Origin of the sequence: Pimelobacter simplex, from assembly GCF_024662235.1 — a bacterium.
Lineage (GTDB): Bacteria > Actinomycetota > Actinomycetes > Propionibacteriales > Nocardioidaceae > Nocardioides.
This window is the reverse complement of record NZ_CP096276.1, coordinates 3,570,445-3,588,262: the sequence shown is the minus strand read 5'-3', so window position 1 is coordinate 3,588,262 and position 17,818 is coordinate 3,570,445. Positions and strand designations below refer to the sequence as shown.

22 protein-coding genes are annotated in these 17,818 nt (G+C 73.4%); 11 read left to right on the top strand and 11 right to left on the bottom strand.

Translation table 11 applies throughout. From position 1 onward, the window contains the following. From M0M48_RS17655 to M0M48_RS17640, 3 genes are read left to right on the top strand one after another with little or no spacing between them, the layout of a single operon-like run. On the top strand, nt 1–393 hold the full coding sequence (locus M0M48_RS17655) for a pyridoxamine 5'-phosphate oxidase (RefSeq protein WP_257752131.1): 393 nt from the start codon (nt 1–3) through the stop codon (nt 391–393). Continuing rightward, nucleotides 390–1,142 (top strand): VOC family protein, encoded by a 753-nt coding sequence (locus tag M0M48_RS30885; RefSeq protein ID WP_308220324.1) that lies wholly within the window; start codon nt 390–392, stop codon nt 1,140–1,142. The genes M0M48_RS17655 and M0M48_RS30885 overlap by 4 nt, the downstream gene beginning before the upstream one ends. Further along, nucleotides 1,139–1,648 (top strand): DinB family protein, encoded by a 510-nt coding sequence (locus tag M0M48_RS17640; protein ID WP_257752130.1) that lies wholly within the window; start codon nt 1,139–1,141, stop codon nt 1,646–1,648. The genes M0M48_RS30885 and M0M48_RS17640 overlap by 4 nt, the downstream gene beginning before the upstream one ends. A gap of 9 nt (nt 1,649–1,657) precedes the next feature. Here the strand turns inward: M0M48_RS17640 and M0M48_RS17635 are convergent, their stop codons facing one another. Continuing rightward, on the bottom strand, nt 1,658–2,344 hold the full coding sequence (locus M0M48_RS17635) for a response regulator transcription factor (RefSeq protein WP_257752129.1): 687 nt from the start codon (nt 2,342–2,344) through the stop codon (nt 1,658–1,660). A 166-nt stretch (nt 2,345–2,510) separates the two neighbouring features. Between M0M48_RS17635 and M0M48_RS17630 the strand changes: the two genes are divergently transcribed. Both M0M48_RS17630 and M0M48_RS17625 read left to right on the top strand, forming a co-directional pair. Continuing rightward, nucleotides 2,511–3,038 (top strand): hypothetical protein, encoded by a 528-nt coding sequence (locus tag M0M48_RS17630; RefSeq protein WP_215814649.1) that lies wholly within the window; start codon nt 2,511–2,513, stop codon nt 3,036–3,038. Next, the gene (locus M0M48_RS17625) at nt 3,038–4,216 is read left to right on the top strand and encodes a sensor histidine kinase (RefSeq protein WP_257752128.1); all 1,179 of its coding nucleotides are present in this window, start codon (nt 3,038–3,040) and stop codon (nt 4,214–4,216) included. Before M0M48_RS17630 ends, M0M48_RS17625 begins: the two co-directional genes overlap by 1 nt. Here M0M48_RS17625 and M0M48_RS17620 read toward each other — a convergent pair. From M0M48_RS17620 to M0M48_RS17605, 4 genes are all read right to left on the bottom strand, one after another. Further along, nucleotides 4,200–5,537 carry an ABC1 kinase family protein gene (locus tag M0M48_RS17620; RefSeq protein WP_257752127.1) on the bottom strand — a complete coding sequence of 446 codons (1,338 nt, stop codon included), beginning with the start codon at nt 5,535–5,537 and terminating at the stop codon, nt 4,200–4,202. The genes M0M48_RS17625 and M0M48_RS17620 overlap by 17 nt on opposite strands. Before the next feature lie 65 nt (nt 5,538–5,602). Next, nucleotides 5,603–5,947, bottom strand: a complete 345-nt coding sequence (locus M0M48_RS17615; protein WP_215814652.1) for a hypothetical protein — start codon at nt 5,945–5,947, stop codon at nt 5,603–5,605. 316 nt (nt 5,948–6,263) lie between these two features. Further along, nucleotides 6,264–6,908, bottom strand: a complete 645-nt coding sequence (gene msrA / locus M0M48_RS17610; RefSeq protein WP_215814654.1) for a peptide-methionine (S)-S-oxide reductase MsrA — start codon at nt 6,906–6,908, stop codon at nt 6,264–6,266. A gap of 51 nt (nt 6,909–6,959) precedes the next feature. Continuing rightward, a complete protein-coding gene (locus tag M0M48_RS17605) occupies nt 6,960–7,907 on the bottom strand; it encodes a DUF5995 family protein (RefSeq protein WP_257752126.1) in 948 nt (315 codons plus the stop codon). Between the two features lie 64 nt (nt 7,908–7,971). Here M0M48_RS17605 and M0M48_RS17600 point away from each other — a divergent pair, with 64 nt between their 5' ends. Both M0M48_RS17600 and M0M48_RS17595 read left to right on the top strand, forming a co-directional pair. Next, nucleotides 7,972–9,153 carry a cystathionine gamma-synthase gene (locus M0M48_RS17600; RefSeq protein WP_257752125.1) on the top strand — a complete coding sequence of 394 codons (1,182 nt, stop codon included), beginning with the start codon at nt 7,972–7,974 and terminating at the stop codon, nt 9,151–9,153. Nucleotides 9,154–9,162: 9 nt separating this feature from the next. After that, nucleotides 9,163–10,533, top strand: coding sequence for an AI-2E family transporter (locus M0M48_RS17595; RefSeq protein ID WP_257752124.1), 1,371 nt, complete (start codon nt 9,163–9,165; stop codon nt 10,531–10,533). On the opposite strand, the gene greA is transcribed toward M0M48_RS17595, so the two are convergent. Both greA and M0M48_RS17585 read right to left on the bottom strand, forming a co-directional pair. Further along, nucleotides 10,521–11,030, bottom strand: coding sequence for a transcription elongation factor GreA (greA, locus tag M0M48_RS17590; protein WP_215814657.1), 510 nt, complete (start codon nt 11,028–11,030; stop codon nt 10,521–10,523). The genes M0M48_RS17595 and greA overlap by 13 nt on opposite strands. A gap of 60 nt (nt 11,031–11,090) precedes the next feature. Next, the gene (locus M0M48_RS17585) at nt 11,091–11,501 is read right to left on the bottom strand and encodes a DUF4307 domain-containing protein (RefSeq protein ID WP_215814658.1); all 411 of its coding nucleotides are present in this window, start codon (nt 11,499–11,501) and stop codon (nt 11,091–11,093) included. Nucleotides 11,502–11,542: 41 nt separating this feature from the next. Between M0M48_RS17585 and mca the strand changes: the two genes are divergently transcribed. The 3 genes from mca to M0M48_RS17570 are packed head-to-tail and all read left to right on the top strand — an operon-like array spanning nt 11,543 to nt 13,377. After that, complete coding sequence (mca, locus tag M0M48_RS17580; RefSeq protein ID WP_257752123.1) at nt 11,543–12,442, top strand: mycothiol conjugate amidase Mca; 900 nt, start codon at nt 11,543–11,545, stop codon at nt 12,440–12,442. A 12-nt stretch (nt 12,443–12,454) separates the two neighbouring features. Further along, the gene (locus M0M48_RS17575; protein WP_257752122.1) at nt 12,455–12,700 is read left to right on the top strand and encodes a hypothetical protein; all 246 of its coding nucleotides are present in this window, start codon (nt 12,455–12,457) and stop codon (nt 12,698–12,700) included. 35 nt (nt 12,701–12,735) lie between these two features. Continuing rightward, nucleotides 12,736–13,377 carry a LysE family translocator gene (locus tag M0M48_RS17570; protein ID WP_257752121.1) on the top strand — a complete coding sequence of 214 codons (642 nt, stop codon included), beginning with the start codon at nt 12,736–12,738 and terminating at the stop codon, nt 13,375–13,377. Here M0M48_RS17570 and M0M48_RS17565 read toward each other — a convergent pair. Next, nucleotides 13,358–13,963, bottom strand: a complete 606-nt coding sequence (locus M0M48_RS17565) for a TetR/AcrR family transcriptional regulator (protein ID WP_215814662.1) — start codon at nt 13,961–13,963, stop codon at nt 13,358–13,360. The two genes, M0M48_RS17570 and M0M48_RS17565, sit on opposite strands and share 20 nt — an antisense overlap. Nucleotides 13,964–13,993: 30 nt before the next feature. Next, nucleotides 13,994–14,950: a GGDEF domain-containing protein gene (locus M0M48_RS17560; RefSeq protein WP_215814663.1), complete on the bottom strand. Its 957-nt coding sequence runs from the start codon at nt 14,948–14,950 to the stop codon at nt 13,994–13,996. Nucleotides 14,951–15,061: 111 nt separating this feature from the next. Here M0M48_RS17560 and M0M48_RS17555 point away from each other — a divergent pair, with 111 nt between their 5' ends. Continuing rightward, on the top strand, nt 15,062–16,333 hold the full coding sequence (locus M0M48_RS17555) for an oxygenase MpaB family protein (protein ID WP_257752120.1): 1,272 nt from the start codon (nt 15,062–15,064) through the stop codon (nt 16,331–16,333). Here M0M48_RS17555 and M0M48_RS17550 read toward each other — a convergent pair. Continuing rightward, a complete protein-coding gene (locus M0M48_RS17550; RefSeq protein WP_257752119.1) occupies nt 16,323–17,270 on the bottom strand; it encodes a hypothetical protein in 948 nt (315 codons plus the stop codon). The genes M0M48_RS17555 and M0M48_RS17550 overlap by 11 nt on opposite strands. Then, nucleotides 17,263–17,793: a SigE family RNA polymerase sigma factor gene (locus M0M48_RS17545; RefSeq protein WP_257752118.1), complete on the bottom strand. Its 531-nt coding sequence runs from the start codon at nt 17,791–17,793 to the stop codon at nt 17,263–17,265. The genes M0M48_RS17550 and M0M48_RS17545 overlap by 8 nt, the downstream gene beginning before the upstream one ends. Nucleotides 17,794–17,818 lie beyond the last annotated feature (25 nt).

Genomic DNA, 17,818 nt, shown 5'->3' with positions numbered 1-17,818 from the left:
ATGAGCATCCCGGTGGACCCTGCGGACCTGCGTCAGGCGCTGAGCGACTTCGACAGCGGCTACCTGCTGTCCACGTCGTCGCCCCAGGTCAAGGTCGTCACCGTCGACCCGGTCGCGGGCGACGACGGCACGCTCCGGATCGCGGGACCGGGCCGCGGCACGCTGCGCAACCTGGCCGACAACGCGGTCGTGACGCTCGTGTTCCCGCCCCGGGAGCGGCACGGCTACACGCTGCTCGTCGACGGCACGGCCGCGCTCGCCGGCACGGACGACGGCACGGACGACGTGGTGGTCACCGCGACCGCCGCGGTGCTGCACCGGCCGGCGGCCCACGCCGACGGACCGCTCCCGCCCGACGGCTGCGGACACGACTGCGCCCCCGTCTCGGGATGAGCCCGTTCTGGGTGACCGCGTTCCTCGACAACGCGGCGGCCCACCACCACGAGAGCGTCGGCTTCTGGCAGGACGTCACCGGCTACGCCATCTCGGCGCCCCGCGGTGACGACGGCGAGTTCGCCACGCTGCTGCCGCCCAACGGCGACGCCTACCTGCGGGTGCAGCGCCGACACCAGGGCGGGGACCGGATCCACCTCGACCTGCACGTCCCCGACCCGCAGGCCGCGGCCCGGTCCGCGGTGGCCGCGGGGGCGACGCTCGTCGTCGACCGCGGGTACGTCGTGATGGCCTCGCCGGGCGGCTTCGTGTTCTGCTTCGTGCCGTCCCCGGCGTCCGTGCGGCCGCGCGCGACCGAGCACGGACGCGGTTCGGCCTCGCGGGTGCGCCAGGTGGCGCTCGACGTGCCGCCGGCGGCGTACCGGACCGAGCTGGGGTTCTGGACGGCCCTGACCGGGTGGGCGCAGCGGGCCTCGTCGGTCAGCGACGACTTCCGGTTCCTGGTGCCGCCGGCCGACCACGACCAGAACCGGGACCAGCCGCTGCGCCTGCTGCTCCAGCGACTCGGCGAAGCCGACGCCTCCGGAGCGGTGCGGGCCCACCTCGACTGGGGAACCACCGACCGCGCGGCCGAGACCGAGCGGCACCTCGGGCTGGGCGCCCACGTGCTCGCCGTGCACCCCCACTGGACCGTGCTGCGCGACCCGGTGGGGCGCGTCTACTGCCTGACGGACGGAGATCCCACGTGAGCGAACCGCCCCTCGCCGCTGACGAGGCGACGATGCTGCGCGCCTTTCTCGACGACCAGCGCGCCACGCTGGTCCGGCAGACCGACGGGCTCGACGCCGAGCAGCTCGGCCGCCGGGTGCCGCCGACCACGATGACGCTGGGCGGGATGCTCAAGCACCTCGCCTACGTCGAGGACTGGTGGTTCGGCGTCACCCTGGCCGGGGCGCCGCCGCACCCGCCGTTCGAGCAGGTCGACTGGCGCCGCAACCGCGACTGGGACTGGACCAGCGCCGCCGACGACGACCCGGCGGCGCTGCGCCGGCTGCTCCGCGAGGCGATCGACCGTTCCGACGCCATCCTCGACGGCGTCACGGACCTCGACGCGTTCGCGGCCCGCCGGCACCGGCGCGGTGGCGAGGGGATCAGCGTGCGCTGGATCCTGATCCACATGATCGAGGAGTACGCGCGCCACTGCGGCCATGCCGACCTGCTGCGCGAGGCGATCGACGGGACGACCGGGCTCTAGGGCGTGGCCCTAGGCGTCGCGGGGCATCTTGTAGCCGGCGCCGCGCACGGTCTCGATCCGCTCCGCGCCGACCTTGGTGCGCAGCCGCTGGAGGGTCACGTCGACGACCCGCTCCTCGGTCCACTCGGTGTCGCCCCAGACCAGGTCGAGCAGCTGGTACCGGCTGAGCACCACACCGGGGTGGCTCGCGAAGGCGTGGAGCAGCCGGAACTCGGTGGCCGAGAGCGGGACCGGCTCACCGGCGCGCGTCACCGTCATCCCCGGTACGTCGATCCGCAGGTCACCGCGCACCAGGACGTCGGGGTCCGCGGTGGTCGTGGCGGCGGCCTGGCTGCGGCGCAGCACCGCGCGCAGCCGGGCTACGAGGACCTCGCCGTCGAACGGCTTGACGACGTAGTCGTCGGCGCCCGCCTCCAGGCCGTGCACCTGGTCGTGGGGGAGGTCGCGGGCGGTGAGCATGACGATGGGCAGGTCGCGCAGCTCGCGGGCCCGCCGGGTGAGGCGGATGCCGTCGATCCCGGGCAGCATGATGTCGACCAGCGCGAGGTCGAGCTCGGCGGTGCGGATGATGTCGAGCGCCTCGAGCCCGTCGCCGACGACCTGGACGTCGAAGCCGTGCCGCTCGAGCACGAGCCGGGTGGTGACCTGGAGGTCGGCGTCGTCCTCGACGAGCAGCACGCGGGGGCGGTTCGGCATGGCTCCACTGTGCCAGCCGGGGGAGTGCGCGGAGCCCCTGCCGGGGCACGGGGTCGGGGGCCGGCGCGGTTGTGATGGTCCTGTGATGCGCGGCCCGTCACCCTGAGATCTCGGCTCGGCATGGTTCAGGTCATCAGCAACCGACCAACTTGAGAGGATGTCTCCAATGCTGAAGATCACCAAGACCACCGCCGCCGCCCTCGCCACCGCCGTGCTCGGCCTCGGCGCGTTCAGCGCCTGCGGCGTGGCCGACGCGAAGCCGGTCCCGGCCAGCCAGCAGCAGGACGGCGGCGGCGACGCGGCCGCCGACTACACCTACCTGCTGACCGTCACCGACGACCCGGTCCAGGAGCCGGGCTCGTTCCTGGTCGACAACAGCGACTTCGTGCGCTCGCTCGAGGGTCTGGTCTGGAGCGGCTGGGGCTCGGCCGAGGCGACCGCCACCGGCACGCTCGTCGCCGACTCGCGCACCGAGACCGGCGAGGGCCAGGTCGTGAAGTACCCGGTCAAGGTCGTCGTCAGCGACATCGTCCAGGGTGAGGCGACCCAGACCTACAGCAAGCTCACCGTCACCGCGACCGGCGGCGACCGCCAGGGCTACCCGGCGACCGAGGAGTTCACGCTCAACAGCGTCGAGAAGGCCCCGCCGATGGCGGACCCGGCGCTCGAGGGCTCCGAGGGCTCCGAGGGCTGATGAGCACCGGCTACCGCTGGCACTCGATCCGGCTCCGGATCGCGCTGCTCACCGCCCTCGTCTCGGCAGTGACCATGGCCTCCGCCTTCTTGGTCATCGACCGGAGGGTCGCGGAGGACGCGCGCGAGCAGCTGCGCCGGAGCGCGATCGCCGACCTGGCGGCAGCCGTCACCATCTACGAGGCCACCGGCAAGGTCCGCCTCGGCGCGTCGGTGGATCCGGATCTCGGGCCCGATCCACTGCGCGAGGCGGACCTGACCGAGATGACGTCGTACTACGACGGGCGGACCATGTGGGTCGCCCACCGGGTCGCGGGGGACGGGCCGACGCTCACCCTCGCGGTCCCCGGCGAGCCGATCGACCGGCAGCGCCGCTCGCTGCGCTCGGCCTTCCTGCTGGCCGGCCTGGTCGCGCTCGGCCTCACCGCGGCCCTGGCCGCCGCCGCAGGCCAGTCGCTCTCGCGGCGGCTGCGCCGGGCGGCGGCGACCGCCACCCGGATCGCCGACGGCGGTACCGACCGGATCCGCGACGACCGGGGCCGCGACGAGGTCGCCGCCCTGTCCCGGGCGCTCGACACCATGGCCGACAGCCTCACCGCGCGGGTCGCGGCGGAGGCGGCGTTCTCGGCCGACGTGGCCCACGAGCTGCGCACCCCGATGACCGCACTGGTCAGCGCCGCCGAGCTGCTGCCGCCCGACGACGAGGCCTCCCGGCTCGTCGGCAACCAGGTGGCCCGGTTGCGCCGGCTGGTCGACGACCTGCTGGAGATCTCCCGGCTGGAGTCGGGGCAGGACCCGACCGACCTGGCGCCGTACCGGATCGACGAGCTGGTGCCCGAGGGCGACGGCGGCTCCACCGCCCTCGTCCTCGCCGACCCGCGTCGGGTCGAGCGGATCGTGGCCAACCTCGTCGACAACGCCCGCAAGCACGCGGGCACCGAGCCGCGCGTCGTCCTGTCCGGGACGAGCGTCACCGTGGAGGACGACGGCCCGGGCTTCTCCGCGGACCTGCTGGCGCACGGCCCGCGGCGCTTCCACCGCGAGTCGAAGCAGCCCGGCAGCGGCCTCGGCCTGACCATCTGCGACCGTCAAGCCGCCGCGATGGGCGCCCGCCTGGTCCTGGCCAACGGCCCGGGCGGAGGCGGCCGGGCGACCCTCGAGCTCAGTCCTGCGCCGTGAACCCCGGCAGGAACTCCTGCATGATCGCGCGGAACGGCGCCTCGGCCTCGAGCTGGCTCAGCACGCCGACGCCGCCGAGCCAGGTCCGGTGGATCAGCACGTACGACGGCGGCAGGTTGAGCTTGATGCTCACCGTGTAGGCGGGGTCCTTCGGGTTGTTGATCCGCTGGAACTGCTCGCGCATCCACTCCCGGCTGAACCGGAACCGCTCGACGAGCGTCGGGTCGACGAACGGCGAGAGGTAGTCCATGAGCAGCTGCGGGTCGATCTGGATGCGGTCCTTGAGGAAGCCCTCCTCGCGCAGCCCCGCGATGAGCGCGTCGCCGTCGCCGGCCGCGCACAGCGTGATCAGCCGGCCCATCGGCTCGGGCAGCCCGCGCTGGGGGAGCCGGGCGACCGCGCCGTAGTCGAGCACGCCCATCCGCCCCGGCGAGCCGTCCTCGTGGGGGATCACCCGGAAGTTGCCCGGGTGCGGGTCGGCGTGGAGCAGCCCGGTGCGCGCCGGTCCGGAAAACAGGAAGCGGGTGAAGATCTGCCCGTAGTGGTCGCGCTCCTCGGGCGTGCCGCCCGCGATGATCGACGCCAGCGAGCCGGCCGAGTCGAGCCACTCGGTGACCAGCACCCGCGGGCCCACCGCGACGACATCGGGCACCACGATGTCGGGATCGTCGCGGAACGACTGGGCGAACTCGCGCTGCGCCTCGGCCTCCAGGTCGTAGTCGAGCTCCTCGCGGGCGCGCGCCTGGACCTCCTCGACGAGCGGCTTCATGTCGACGCCGGGGATGAGCGGGCCGATCGCCCGCGCGGCCCGGGCCAGCGTGCGCAGGTCGGACATGAGCGCCTCGCCCGCGTTGGGGTACTGGACCTTGACGGCGACCCGGCGGCCGTCGTACCAGCGGCCCTCGTGGACCTGCCCGATGCTGGCCGCCGCCGTCGGCGCCCCGTCGAGCCAGACCAGCCGGTCCTTCCAGTCCGCGCCGAGGTCCTCGGCGAGCAGCTCGCGCACGGTCTGGGTCGGCATCGGCGGCGCCGAGTCCTGCAGGCGCGTCAGCTGCTCGCGGTAGGGCGCCGCCATCTCCTCGGGCAGCGCCGACTCGAGCACGCTCAGCGCCTGGCCGAACTTCATCGCCCCGCCCTTGAGCTCGCCGAGCGTGCGGAACAGCTGCTCCGCCGTGCGCTGCTGGATCTCCGACATCACCGCCTCGGCGGGCGCGCCTCCGAGCCGCTTGCCGAGGCCGAGGGCGGTACGGCCCGCGTAGCCGAGGGGGAGGGCAGCGAGCCGCGCGGTGCGCGCCGCAGCCTTCCGCGGGAGGTCAGCCATGGCTCCATTGTCGGGGATGGGGGCAACTGGATTCGGGGGGACGCCCCGCTCGGGCGCGCCCGCGGCTAGTACGTCGGGCCGATGGGCCCGCCCGGTGCGCTCTCGCCGGCGCCCTCCTTGAGCTCGACGAACAGCACGTGCGTGGGCGTCGTACCGATGTTCTCGCCGTGGTGCTCCTGCGCGGGCAGCCAGGCGACGGTGCCGATCTGCATCGCGACCTCCCGCTCCTCGCCGTCACCGGCGAGGAGCCGGCGGCGGAAGGAGGACAGCGTGTACATCACGCTGTCGGGGTGGGCGTGCGGTGTCGTCCGGTCGCCCGGGATGTCGCGGTACTCCAGCACGCGCACGCGCTCGTTCTCGAAGACCACCTGGTAGTGCCGTGGGTTGCTCGCCACGGGGTCGTCGGCCATCTCGCGACGATGGCACCGCGGGCGCGTGGAGTGCCATAGTCCGTTCGGGCGGGCCCGTCCGGTAGTGCCTGGGCCTGGGCATGCCGCAGGACCACCCGCCCTCGCCGAGGTCGACGGGGTCCTCTCACCCCATGCCGTGCCGGACGAAGCCCGCGGGCGAGACATCGGGGCAGTACTGGTCGGGGAGGCGGTGGCCGGTGACGTCCTCGCGCGTGGCGCGGCGCGGACGGTTGCCGCGCCCAGGGCCAGGGCCAGCCAGGGCCCGAGGGTCTTAAACGGCCGTCCGGACGCACCGAGCGGCAGGGCGGTCTCGCGGTCAGGCGGTCTCGGGGAAGGGGATGCCGGTGTTGGCGTGGCAGCGGTAGCCGTGGGGCACCTTGTGGAGGTACTGCTGGTGGTGCGGCTCGGCGTAGTAGTAGGGGCCGGCGGGCTCGATCTCGGTGGTGATCTCGCCGTAGCCGCGGCGGGCGATCTCGGCGCCGTAGACCGCGGTCAGCTCGCGCGCGGTCTGCTCCTGCTCGGGCGTGGTGAAGTAGATCGCGGAGCGGTACTGCGTGCCGACGTCATTGCCCTGGCGCATGCCCTGGGTCGGGTCGTGGACCACGAAGAACTGCTTGACCAGGTCGGCGTAGGAGACCTGGTCGGGGTCGAAGACGATGCGGACGGCCTCGGTGTGGCCGGTGCGGCCGCTGCAGACCTCCTCGTACGTCGGGTTCGGGCTGGTGCCGCCGGCGTAGCCGACGGACGTCGACCAGACGCCAGGGACCTGCCAGTAGATCTCCTCGGCGCCCCAGAAGCAGCCGAGGCCGAAGACCGCGACCTCGAGGCCGTCGGGGACCTCGTCGGTGACGAGGGGGGTGTGCAGGACCTCGTGCTGGGCGGGCAGCGCGAACGAGGGGGTGGTGCGGCCGGGCAGCGCCTCGGCGGGGTCGACCATCTCGGACTTGCGGCGGGAGAACATGGCTCCATTGTCTCCGCGCAGGCAAGCCTCAGCCGCGGGTGGGCCGTGGGATCAGCCGTGGGTCGCGCACCAGGCGTCGCGCGCGGCGGGCTGGGCGACGAAGGCGGCGCGGATCAGGCGGGCCTGGAGGGCGGCGTACTGTTCGATCTGCTGCTCGACCAGGCGGCGGGCGGCCGGTGTCCTGGCCAGGACGAGGGCCTCGGCGTGCCGCCAGACCAGCTCGCGCCAGCCGCGCATGATCACGCCCGCGACGGTCTCGTCGGCAGTGCCGGCGTCGATGTCGTCGAAGGTCGGGTCGAAGCGGGCGGCCTCCTCGGCGAAGACGGGGGCGTAGAGGCTGTCGAGGCGGTTGTTGTAGCGGTTGTGGTCGGCCTTGTGGCTGCCGTCGGGGCCGGTCAGGCCGACGGTGGCCAGGACGTGCGGGAAGTCGCGGTTGATGTGGGCGTTCATGGCGAGCAGGAAGTTGCCCAGGCCGCTCATCGCGCGGTCGTCCTCGGCCTGGAGCGCGATCCGCCAGGCGGCGGGGATGCCGGTCCGGTCGCCGGCTTCCCAGCGGGTGGTGGTGTCGAAGTAGAGCTCGGCGAACACCGCGTCGACCCGGTTGAGCCAGGCCCGGTCGGCGAAGTAGCCGGAGCGGACGGCGTCCCGGACGTTCTCGGTCACCCGCAGGTAGGCGAGGGAGAAGATCGAGCTGTGCGCGCAGTCGCCGGCCACCCGGTCGAGCCGGGTCTGCATCCGCGCGACGACGTCGTCGATGCAGGCGTCGGCGCCGCTGGCGCACACGTCCCCCGTGTACGGCGTCGCCGGGATCGGCAGCGGCGCCAAGAGGCCGACCAGCGCGTCGAGCGGGCCCAGCAGGAGCCGGCCCAGGGGGTCCGGCTGGGGCGTGGGTGCGGGGGCCGGCGCGGCGGCCGCGGGGGAGAGCGCCGGGCCGAGGGTCAGACCCAGGGTCAGGAGCGGGGCGAGCAGGAGCGCGAGCACGCGGGTGAGGGGCGTCACACCCCGAGAAACGAGCGTCTGCTCGCTTTGTCACGGGACGCCCGAGGCTGAGTAGGCTCGAACGGTGAGCGACCACAGTCACCTCAGCAACCTCAGCGACGCGGGCTTCGAGACCCGGGCCATCCACGCCGGCTACTCACCCGACCCGACCACCGGTGCGGTGATCCCGCCGATCTACGCGACCTCCACCTACGCCCAGGACGGCGTGGGCGGGCTGCGCAACGGCTACGAGTACAGCCGCTCGGCCAATCCCACCCGGACCGCGCTCGAGTCGACGCTGGCCGCGCTCGAGGGCGGCGCCCACGGCTTCGCGTTCGCGTCGGGCCTGGCCGCCGAGGACACCCTGATCCGGGCGCTGTGCCGCCCGGGCGACCACGTGGTGCTGCCGAACGACGCCTACGGCGGCACGTTCCGCCTCTTCGACAAGGTCGCGACCAACTGGGGCGTCGAGCACAGCCCGGCGCCGGTGACCGACGTCGACGCGGTGCGCGCGGCCATCCAGCCCGGCCGGACCAAGCTCGTCTGGCTCGAGACGCCGACCAACCCGCTGCTCTCGATCGGCGACATCGAGGCGCTGGCCGCGGTCGCCCACGACGCCGGGGCCCGGCTGGTCGTCGACAACACGTTCGCCTCGTCGTACCTCCAGCAGCCGCTGGCGCTCGGCGCGGACATCATCGTCCACTCGACGACCAAGTACGCCGGCGGTCACTCCGACGTCGTCGGCGGCGCCCTCGTCGTGGACGACGCCGAGCTCGCCGAGACGATCGCCTTCCACCAGAACTCGATCGGCGGCGTGGCCGGCCCGTTCGACTCCTGGCTGGTGCTGCGCGGCCTCAAGACGCTCGCGCTGCGCATGGAGCGTCACAGCGACAACGCCGAGAAGGTCGCCGAGTTCCTCGGCACGCACCCGTCGGTGAGCCAGGTCATCTACCCGGGCCTGGCCGACCACCCGGGCCACGCCGTGGCCTCGCGCCAGATGAAGAGGTACGGCGGCATGGTCTCCTTCCGGGTCACCGGGGGCGAGGAGCAGGCGCTCGCGATCTGCGCGGCCACCGAGGTCTTCACGCTGGGCGAGTCCCTCGGCGGCGTCGAGTCGCTGATCGAGCACCCGGGCCGGATGACCCACGCCAGCGTCGCGGGGACCGACCTGGAGGTGCCGGCCGACCTGATCCGGCTCAGCGTCGGCATCGAGACCTCCGAGGACCAGCTCGCCGACCTCGACCGGGCCCTCGCCGCGACCGTCTAGCCTGACCTGGTGACCAGCGACGGACCGACCGAGCCCGAGCACGACACGAAGGACGGCACCGAGCCCGACGCCGAGCCTGACGCCGAGCGGCCGACGCCGGACGAGACCGCCGAGCAGATGGTCGAGGACGCCGACGAGGCGCCGCTCGGCCCCAGCCCCGACGAGCGCGACGAGCGGCTCTTCCGGCGCTTCGCGCACCAGTGGGCGCTGGCCCGCGAGGAGCGCGAGGGCCGGCGCAGCGAGCCGCCCGGCTTCGCGACCGGACCGTCCAACCTGCGTCGCGCCGAGGTGCCGTTCGGCCTCGACCTGGCGGCCGGGTGGGCCTGGCGGCTGCTGCTCATCGCCGGCGCGGGCTACCTGCTCGTCTGGCTGATCGGCTACTTCGCGGTCGTCACCATCCCGGTCGCGGTGGCGCTGCTCATCAGCGCGCTGGCGGCGCCGTTCGTGCAGGCGGTGACCCGGATCGGCGTACCGCGGGGGCTCTCGGCGCTGCTCGTCGTGATCACCGGCTTCGCGGTCGTGGGCGCGCTGCTCACCTTCGCCGGCCAGCAGGTCGCGGCCGGCGCGACCGACCTCGCGGACTCGACGGTGCAGGGCCTGCAGGAGATCCGCAACTGGCTGCGCGACGGGCCGCTGCACGCCAGCGACTCGCAGATCAACGACTACATCTCCAGCGTCCAGGAGATGATCCGCAAGCGCTCCCAGGACGGCGAGGTGATCACCCAGGTCTCCGAGGTGGGCACCGCGCTGGGCCACGTCCTGGCCGGCTTCTTCATCGCGGTCTTCTCGACGTACTTCTTCCTCGCCGACGGCGAGCGGATCTGGTCCTGGGTGGTCCGGATCGCGCCCCGCGCGGCGCGCCAGCGGGTCGACAGCTCGGGCCGGGTCGCCTGGATCTCGCTCGTGCAGTTCGTCCGGGCCACGGTCCTCGTGGCCCTGGTCGACGCCATCGGCATCGCCGTGGGTGCGGCCATCCTCAACGTGCCGTTCGTGCTGGCGATCGGCGTGCTGGTGTTCCTGGGCGCGTTCGTGCCGATGATCGGTGCGACCGTCGCGGGCAGCGTCGCCATCCTGGTCGCGCTGGTCGACCAGGGGCCGGTGACGGCACTGCTCATGCTCGCGGTCGTGATCGGCGTGCAGCAGCTCGAGGGCCACGTGCTCCAGCCGTTCCTCCTCGGCCGCTGGGTCTCGCTGCACCCGCTCGGCGTGATCTTCGCGATCGCCTGCGGCGTGCTGGTGGCCGGCGTCGCGGGCGCGCTCGTCGCCGTACCGCTGGCCGCGGCCGCCAACGCCGTCGTCCTGCACCTGGCCGAAATGTCCGAGCCGCCGGCCCCCACGGGGGAGACCGGCGGCTCGGAGGTGGAGGCTCAGGCCACGTAGGGCTTGGCGTCCAGGATGATCACGGTCTGCTGCTTGCCGTTGACCTCGTAGGTCACGGTCTCGCCCTTGCTCCGGCCGTTGATGGCCTGGCCGAGCGGCGACTGCGGCGAGTAGACGGTCAGTCCCTCGGGGTCGATCTCGCGCGCGCCGAGGAGGAACGACTCCGCCTCGTCGTCGTCATCGCCCTCGAACTTGTAGGTGACGACCATGCCCGGCTCGACGACACCGTCGTCGGGGGGCGTCTCGCCGACCTCTGCGCGGCGCAGCATGTCCTTGAGCTGGATGATGCGGGCCTCGTTCTTGCCCTGCTCCTCGCGCGCGGCGTGGTAGCCGCCGTTCTCCTTCAGGTCGCCCTCGTCACGCGCGGCACTGATCTCGGCCACGATCTCGGCGCGCCGGGGCCCCTGGAGGTGCTCCAGCTCGGCCTTCAGCTTGTCGTAGGCGTCCTGGGTCAGCCAGATGGTGTTCTGGCCGCCGCTCTGGTCCGTCTGCGTCATGGGTTGCTCCTGAAACTGCTCGTCTCGTCGCGTACCGGTGTCGGTACAGAAACCTCAACCTTACCGATAACGGGGTTGATCGGGTGCTTTGCAGCCGATCCACTCGACCGTCGTGGCGCGCCGCTCGGTCCGCACGGTGATCTCCTCGATGCCCCCGTCGGCGACGGTCGGTGTGAACGTCTGCTCGCCGACCACGGCCTTGTCGTGGGAGATCGCGCGGGCCTGGCAGGTCGCGTCGACCGGGCCGTCGCCGTAGGAGATCCGGACCCGGATCGTGGCCGTGTGGTCGTCGACGACCTCGTGGCCGATCTCCTCGGAGGACACCGCCGGGTTGGCGTGGAACAGCATCGCCCACAGCAGCCAGCCGAGGAAGGAGACCGCGACGACGACGGAGACCGCGATCACCGCGGTACGCCGCGCGCGCGACGAGGTGCCGTAACGCTGGGCCAGGGAATCGGGGGTGGAGCTCACCGGTTCATCGTCCCACGCGACATGTTCCTACGATGGTCCGCATGCCCACCACGCACGCGCCCGTCCCCGACCGCTCGGGACTGCGCCTGATGCACGTCCACGCCCACCCCGACGACGAGTCGAGCAAGGGCGCCGCCTCGACGGCCATGTACGTCGCCGCGGGCGCCGACGTCCGCGTCGTCACGTGCACCGGCGGTGAGCGGGGCTCGATCCTCAACCCCAAGATGGACCGCCCCGACATCCTCGCCAACATCACCGAGGTGCGCCGCCAGGAGATGGAGCGGGCCCGCGACATCCTCGGGATCAGCCAGTCCTGGCTGGGCTTCGTCGACTCCGGGTGGCCCGACGGTGACCCCAAGCCGCCGCTGCCCGAGGGCTGCTTCGGGCTGGTGCCGCTCGAGGAGGCGACCGAGCGGCTCGTGCGCCAGGTGCGCGAGTTCCGCCCCCACGTCATGACGACGTACGACGAGCGCGGCGGCTACCCGCACCCCGACCACATCCGCTGCCACGAGGTGAGCGTGGCCGCGTTCGAGGCGGCCGGCGACCCCGAGCGGTTCCCCGACGCGGGGGAGCCGTGGCAGCCGCTCAAGCTCTACTACCACCACTCCTTCAACCGGCCCCGCATGGAGGCGCTGCACGAGGCGATGCTCGCCCACGGGCTGGAGTCGCCGTGGGCCGAGCGGCTCAAGGAGTGGAAGCCCGAGCCCGAGTGGGACGCCCGGATCACCACGCGGGTGCCGTGCGCCGACTTCTTCGGCGTCCGGGACCAGGCGCTGCTGGCGCACGCGACCCAGATCGACCCCGACGGGTTCTGGTTCGCGATCCCGCGCGAGCTCCAGCAGGAGGTCTGGCCGACCGAGGACTACGAGCTCGTCGTGAGCCACGTCCCGTCGGCGGTGCCCGAGGACGACCTCTTCGCCGGGGTCAGCGCGGACGCCTGACACACTGGGCGCATGCACGCCGTCGCCGTCACCGCCGTCCACGCGCTCCTCGCCGCCGAGGACAAGAAGCCGGAGGACAACGACGTCGTCGCCGGCTGGACCGGTTTCGTCGTCTTCGTGGCGCTCATCCTGGCGGTCGCGGTGATCGGCTGGGCGCTGACCCGCAGCCTGCGTAATGCCGGGCGTGCCAAGGACGCCGGGATGTATGGTGACCAGCCTGCCGACACCACGCAGGAGCCGGGCGCCGACGACAAGTAGTCGCCGCAGCACGACGGCTCCTCGAAGGAGGAGCCATGGTCGGGATCGACCAGCTGCTGGGCTTCGGCCTGGCTGCGCTCGTCATCATCGTGATCCCGGGCCCCAGCGTGGTCTTCGTGATCGGCCGCGCGGTCTCCTACGGCCAGCGGGTCGCGCTGACCAGCGTCCTCGGCAACACCCTCGGGCTGTTCGTCGTGATGGCCCTGGTCTGCCTGGGCCTGGGCGCGATCGTGGCCGAGTCGATCCTGGTGTTCACCGTGATCAAGCTGGCCGGTGCGGCGTACCTGGTCTGGCTCGGGATCCAGGCCTTCCGGCACCGGCACGAGATGCGCTTCGGGGCGGGCGAGGGACGTGCGCCCGTGACCGGCTGGAAGGCGCTGCGCCAGGGCTTCGTGGTCGGCGTGAGCAACCCCAAGGGCTTCATGATGTTCGCGGCGCTGCTGCCGCCGTTCGTCGACCGGTCGGGCTCGGCCGCGGTGCCGGTGCAGATGTTCACGCTCGGCTGCGTCGCGGTCACCCTCGGCCTGGTCTGCGACTCGGCGTGGGCGCTGGCCGCCGGCCGGGCCCGGGACTGGTTCGTCGCCTCGGAGCGGCGCGGCAGCGTGCTCGGTGCGATCGGCGGTACGTCGATGGTCGGGCTCGGTGTGGGCATGGCCCTCACGGGGCGTCCGGACTGAGCAGGTAGCCCCCGACGAGCGCCACCATCTCGTCGAGCAGGGCCGCCCGGCTCACCGCGGCCGGCTGGTCGAGGACCCAGCGCATGGCGAGGTTCTCGACCGCGAGGACCACGACCCATGCCGCGGTCGCCGGGTCGGGCCGGCGGGTGCTGTCGGCGCGGACGGCGAGGTAGGTCGCCGCGAGCTCGCGGACCCGGCGCTCCAGCGCGGCGCGACGCTCCTTGCTGCGGTGGATCGGCAGCTCCTCGGCGACCACCCGGAGCAGCTCGCGGTCGGCCTCGAGCGCGCTCAGCAGGGCGTCGGCGGTGGCCCGGACCATGCCCGGGCCGAAGTCGGCGATCCGGTCCGAGAGCGAGGCCGCGACCCGCTCGGCGACCTCTTCCCAGTAGCGGTCGATGACGACGTCGAGGATCGCGGTCTTGTCGGGGAAGTACTGGTAGAGCGAGCCGGGGCTGATCCCGGCGGCGGTCGCGACCCGGTTGGTGCTGAAGGCGTCGTAGCCGTGGTCGACGAGGACGCCGCGGCCGGCGTTGACGATCCGCTCCACCATCTCCCGGGACCGGGCCTGCTGGGGAGCCTTGCGCACGAGAGGGACTCTAGGGGACGCCCGTCCCGCTCAGGCGGTCCGCTCGGTGAGCAGGCGGCGCTTGGCGTCGTACATCCGGGCGTCGGCCTCGAGCAGCGCCTCGGCGACCAGGTCGATCCCGGCGACCGGTGCGGTGCCGACGCTGGCCCGGCGGCCGACCGCGCCGGCCAGGCGGGTGTGCAGCTCGTCGGGGCCGAAGCCGGGGCTGAAGACGGCGAACTCGTCGCCGCCGATCCGGGCCACGACGTCGGTCTCGCGCAGGCTCGTGGTGAGGGCGGTGGCGAGGCGGCGCAGGAGGGCGTCGCCGGCGCTGTGGCCGTCGGTGTCGTTGACCACCTTGAGGCCGTCGAGGTCGACGAAGCCGACCGCGGCGACGGTGCCGGCGGCGGGGAAGCGGATCCGGGCCTGCTCGAAGAAGCCGCGGCGGTTCCACAGCCCGGTGAGCTCGTCGGTGGTGGCGAGCTGGTGGGTCGCCTCGCGCAGCGCGACGGCGGAGGCGAGCTGGGTGTGCACGGCGAGCTTGTCGAGGGCGACCGAGGCGGCGTTGGCCAGGCCCTGGAGGAGCGCGACCTCGCCGTCGGTCGCGGTGTGGTGGGTGGCCCAGTAGGCGCCGATCGCCGCGATCGGGTCGAGGGTGCGCACCGGCACCATCACCAGGCTCTTGACGAACGTCGGGCGGTAGGCGTCGTGGGGGATCCGGTCGTCGGCGTAGATGTCCGGGACGATCACGGGCGTGCGGTGGAGCATCGCCCAGCCGCTGATGCACGCGGTGAGCGGGAAGCGGTGGCCCTTCCAGAGTGGCTCGATCGCGTCCTCGTCGGCGTAGTAGCACTGCTCGCCGTCGCGCAGCACGAAGGTCGCGCCGTCGCACGCGGCGAGCTCGCGGGCGGCCGTGCGCACGACCTGCTGGACGGCGGGGAGATCCGCGGCCAGCGAGAGCTCCTGGACGGCGAGGAGCAGTCGCTCCAGTCCTGCGGTGTCGGTCACGTCCCGCTCCTCCCTCGGTGACGAGGCCCATCATTCCACTCCTCCATCGGCAGGGGGCGCGGGGACATTCGCGAGTTGAATGCGAGTAATCGCTCGCGTCATCATGGAGCCATGAGCACCGACGTGGCCCCGGCGGCCGGCGACCTGAGCGAGCGGCCCTACCCGACCCGGTTCCGCGCGGGTGGTGAGCGCAACCGCCGCCTCGGGCGGCCGCTCAAGCTGGTCGGCCGGGTCAAGGGCGTCGACGAGGCACTGCTCGACCGGATCGGGCGGGCGATGCTCGAGCGCGACGAGCTCGGCGGACGGCTCGCGGACGCGATCCGGTTGCGAGCCGGGGCCGACGGCCGGGTCCGGATGGACCAGTTCCGCCAGGCGCTCGAGGGCGGCCTGGACGCCGTCGCGGACGCCCCGCCGGCGCTCCGCGCGTTCTTCGAGGAGCTCGAGACCGACCCCGACTGGCTCGACCGCGACCTGGTCGAGGAGGGCGCCCGGGTCTTCCGCCGGCTGGGCCAGAACGCCCAGGACGTGCTCCTCCAGCTCTCGCTGGTCGGCGGCTACCGCTTCGGTGGGCCGACCGACCTGCTCGTCGCGACCGGCGGCCTGACCGGCGGGCAGACCCTGCGCCGGCTCGCCGAGACCCAGAAGTGGGGCGCCAGCCTGACCGACCCCGGCTCGCTGCTGCCGCCCCGCGCCGGGCAGGCGCCGGGGGAGGGCTGGCGGCTGACCGTCCACGTGCGGCTCATGCATGCGCTGGTCAACCACGCCTTCGAGGACACCTGGGACACCGCGCAGTGGGGCCTGCCCATCAACCAGGCCGACCAGGCCTCGACGCTCGGGCTCTTCGACGGCGTGCTCATCATCGGCTCGCGGGCGCTCGGCGTACCGGTGTCGTCGGCGGACTCGCGGGCCCTCATGCACCTGTGGAAGTACGTCGGCTGGCTGATGGGCGTGCACGCCGACTTCCTCGTCGACGACGAGTGGGAGCGGCACCGGATCGACTACCACGTGCTGCTCGCCCAGGGCCCGATGACCGACGCCGGTCCTCAGCTCGCCCGGGCCGTGGTCGACGCCCAGGCGCTGCGCCGCTACCCCGGCTGGCCCGGGCCGCTCCAGGCGCTGCGCGCCCGCTACGAGCGCGAGCGGCTGCTCTCGATGCTCACCGTCTTCCTCGGCGCCGAGAGCATGCGCGAGTTCGGCCTCCCGATGCGCCCGCCGTGGGCGCACGCCTACCTGGTCGGCCTCAACACCCTGCGCTACCGGGTCCTGCGCCACCTGCCCGGCGGCCGCGACCGCTTGGCCGCGTGGGGTGGCCGCCGGGCCCAGTGGTTGCTGGACACCTACTTCCAGGGGGACCAGGAGGACGTCGGCGAGCTCAGGGCGTGAGCCCGAGATCGCTCATCGAGACCGGCAGCGAGGCGCTCTGGTCCTCGCTGCGGCCGTTCCAGGTCAGCGTCGTGCACCCGTCCTGGACCTGGACGACGTCGCCCCGGTCGGTGCCGAGCAGCAGCGAGAGCGGCTCGTCGCGCGGGGTGCACTTGGCCAGCATCAACGGCCCGGGGCGGGACCAGGCCTCCGCCACCTGGCGCACCTGCGCGTCGGTGAGCGGCTCGGCCGGCTTCTCGCCGAAGCCGCGGCACACCGCGCCCGAGGTGATCTTCTCGTGGCCCGGCCGGGCCGGGCTCGCTGCCGGGAAGGCCGCGCAGTCGAAGGTCCCCGCATAGGGCCGGGTCGCGCCCAGCGCGTCCCGCTGCTCGGCGAGGGCGTCGAGGAACGCGCCGGCCAGGTCGCCGCCGTCGACCTGGCGGCCGCCCACGTCGGCCGGCGCGCACATCGCGGCCGGGACCTCGACGCTCGCGCCGTCGGCGTACGAGAAGCGCAGCACCTGCTGGAGCGGGACGAAGTCGATGGCGGCGCACCGGCCCGGGTCGAAGTCGGGCAGGGCGGCGAGGCGTGCGGTGAGCCGGTCCGGCTCGACGAGCGCGTCCGCCGGCGGGCCGGGCGGGTCCGTGCACAGGCGCACGCCGGCCAGGCCGTCGGTGCCGGGCAGCTCGGGGGTGGTCGTCGGCATCCGGATGGCGGCCGGGCACGCGGTCGCGGCGTACGGATCGGGCTCGCGGGCCACCGGTGCGCCGTCGTCCCCGCCGGGTGCGGTGATCGCGACGACCGCGCCCACGGCGAGGACCGCCGCGGCGAGGCCGGCTCCGGCGGCGCGGCCCCGGGCACGGCGCCGCCGGGCGGCCGCGGCCAGGGCGTGCGGCTCGAAGACGGGTGCGTCGTCGGGGACGGCGCGGGTCAGCAGGTCGTGCAGGTCCTCAGTCATCGCTCTCCTCCAGCAGTCCGGACTCGCGGAGGGTGCGCAGGGCGCGCGAGGTCTGGCTCTTGACGGTCCCGACGCTGATCCCGAGCGCGGTCGCGGTCTGCGCCTCGGTCAGGTCGTCGAAGTAGCGCAGCACGACCACGGCCCGCTGGCCGCGGGGCAGCCGGGCCAGCGCGACCAGGACGTCCTGGCGCACCCCGGGGTCGGGCGTGCGGTCGGGCTCGTCGGGCAGCTCGGTCGTGGGCAGCTCGCCGTTCCAGCGCCGCCGCCACCAGTCGGTGTACGTCGTGACCATCGTCCGGCGCACGTACGCCTCGACGGCGGCCGCGTCGTCGATCCGGTCCCAGCGCCGCCAGCACTTCAGCAGCGCCGTCTGGACCAGGTCCTCGGCCTTGTGCCGGTCGCCGGTCAGCAGCCAGGCACTGCGCCAGAGCGCCGGGCCACGGGCGGCGACGTACTCCTCGAACGCCGGCGCCCCACCACCACGGGTCGGGTCGCCGGTGAGCACCGGGACAGCCTCGCGCATTCCTCCACCTCCGAAGAGCAGGACG

Excerpts from the sequence above, each read along its gene's own strand:
- M0M48_RS17575 (WP_257752122.1), top strand. The coding sequence starts at position 12,455 with ATGCACGCCGTCGCCGTCACCGCCGTCCACGCGCTCCTCGCCGCCGAG.
- M0M48_RS17655 (WP_257752131.1), top strand. The coding sequence starts at position 1 with ATGAGCATCCCGGTGGACCCTGCGGACCTGCGTCAGGCGCTGAGCGAC.
- M0M48_RS17615 (WP_215814652.1), bottom strand. The coding sequence starts at position 5,947 with ATGGCCGACGACCCCGTGGCGAGCAACCCACGGCACTACCAGGTGGTC.
- M0M48_RS30885 (WP_308220324.1), top strand. The coding sequence starts at position 390 with ATGAGCCCGTTCTGGGTGACCGCGTTCCTCGACAACGCGGCGGCCCAC.
- M0M48_RS17570 (WP_257752121.1), top strand. The coding sequence starts at position 12,736 with ATGGTCGGGATCGACCAGCTGCTGGGCTTCGGCCTGGCTGCGCTCGTC.
- greA (WP_215814657.1), bottom strand. The coding sequence starts at position 11,030 with ATGACGCAGACGGACCAGAGCGGCGGCCAGAACACCATCTGGCTGACC.
- M0M48_RS17550 (WP_257752119.1), bottom strand. The coding sequence starts at position 17,270 with ATGACTGAGGACCTGCACGACCTGCTGACCCGCGCCGTCCCCGACGAC.
- msrA (WP_215814654.1), bottom strand. The coding sequence starts at position 6,908 with ATGTTCTCCCGCCGCAAGTCCGAGATGGTCGACCCCGCCGAGGCGCTG.
- M0M48_RS17620 (WP_257752127.1), bottom strand. The coding sequence starts at position 5,537 with ATGGCTGACCTCCCGCGGAAGGCTGCGGCGCGCACCGCGCGGCTCGCT.
- M0M48_RS17545 (WP_257752118.1), bottom strand. The coding sequence starts at position 17,793 with ATGCGCGAGGCTGTCCCGGTGCTCACCGGCGACCCGACCCGTGGTGGT.
- M0M48_RS17555 (WP_257752120.1), top strand. The coding sequence starts at position 15,062 with ATGAGCACCGACGTGGCCCCGGCGGCCGGCGACCTGAGCGAGCGGCCC.
- mca (WP_257752123.1), top strand. The coding sequence starts at position 11,543 with ATGCCCACCACGCACGCGCCCGTCCCCGACCGCTCGGGACTGCGCCTG.
- M0M48_RS17635 (WP_257752129.1), bottom strand. The coding sequence starts at position 2,344 with ATGCCGAACCGCCCCCGCGTGCTGCTCGTCGAGGACGACGCCGACCTC.
- M0M48_RS17630 (WP_215814649.1), top strand. The coding sequence starts at position 2,511 with ATGCTGAAGATCACCAAGACCACCGCCGCCGCCCTCGCCACCGCCGTG.
- M0M48_RS17625 (WP_257752128.1), top strand. The coding sequence starts at position 3,038 with ATGAGCACCGGCTACCGCTGGCACTCGATCCGGCTCCGGATCGCGCTG.